The sequence below is a fragment of the Streptomyces chiangmaiensis genome (assembly GCF_036281785.1).
GTDB lineage: Bacteria > Actinomycetota > Actinomycetes > Streptomycetales > Streptomycetaceae > Streptomyces > Streptomyces chiangmaiensis.
This window is the reverse complement of the sequence record NZ_JAYWVC010000646.1, coordinates 1-865: the sequence shown is the minus strand read 5'-3', so window position 1 is coordinate 865 and position 865 is coordinate 1. Positions and strand designations below refer to the sequence as shown.

At 67.9% G+C, this 865-nt stretch carries 1 protein-coding gene; it reads right to left on the bottom strand.

The features are described from left to right. Positions 1-90: 90 nt before the first annotated feature. Positions 91-753, bottom strand: a complete 663-nt coding sequence (locus VXC91_RS46170; RefSeq protein ID WP_329513298.1) for a DegT/DnrJ/EryC1/StrS family aminotransferase — start codon at positions 751-753, stop codon at positions 91-93. Between the last annotated feature and the right edge of the window lie 112 nt (positions 754-865).

Below are 865 nucleotides of genomic sequence, written 5' to 3'. Positions count from 1 at the left end.
AGGGGCCTGTCGCCTTTTTGAGATCTCCCTCGCGGCAACGCAGTAGATCATACCTTGAACCGGCGTGTGCTCCCAACCACGAGCACCGGTTCAGAGGACCGGCTGCAGCAATCCACCCAGGGCATTGCACGCGGACACGATCCGGTTCATCTCACGCTTCGTCAGCGAGGCTTCAACCGGCAGCGAGAGCGTCTCGTCCGAGGCCAGCTCGGTCTCGGGCAGGCAGACGTCGCGGCGGAATCCCGGCATCCGGTGCACCGGTGTCTTCACCGGCACCCGGCACTCAACTCCCCTGGCCCGCAGAGCCCGGGCGAAGGCGTCCCGGTCCGGTCGGCCATTGCCGGGCACCCGCACCACGTACTGCTGGTAGGTGTGCCCGCCGCCGCTCTCGGGCGTCCGCACACCCCGCAGCCGCCGGTCGAGGTAGGCGGCCCGCTCACGGCGCTGCGCGACCTCGGCGTACGGAGTCTCCGACTCCCCCTGCTCCAGCACCAGGAGCCCGTGCCGCTGCCCGCTCTCGTGCAGCCCCGCGACGTCTGCCGGACGTCCGAAACGGTGAACGACGACGATCGCGGCGGTCTGCGAGGTGACCACGGCCTCGACGGCCATGGGGGCAAGGCAGTACGTCGCTGGGTCTATGTCGGCGAAGACCGGCGTCGCGCCGGCCAGGGTCACGGCCTCGGTGACCTCGATGTTCCCGAAGGCCGGCACGATGACCTCGTCACTGTGGCCGATGCCCGCGGCACTGAGCATTCCTGCGGTACCCATGCTTCGGATGCTGCTGCGGCAAAGTGAACGAAAAGTGACGCCGAACACAAAAGAGCTGGTCCCCGAACCGAAGTTCGGGGACCAGCTCCGAAGAATT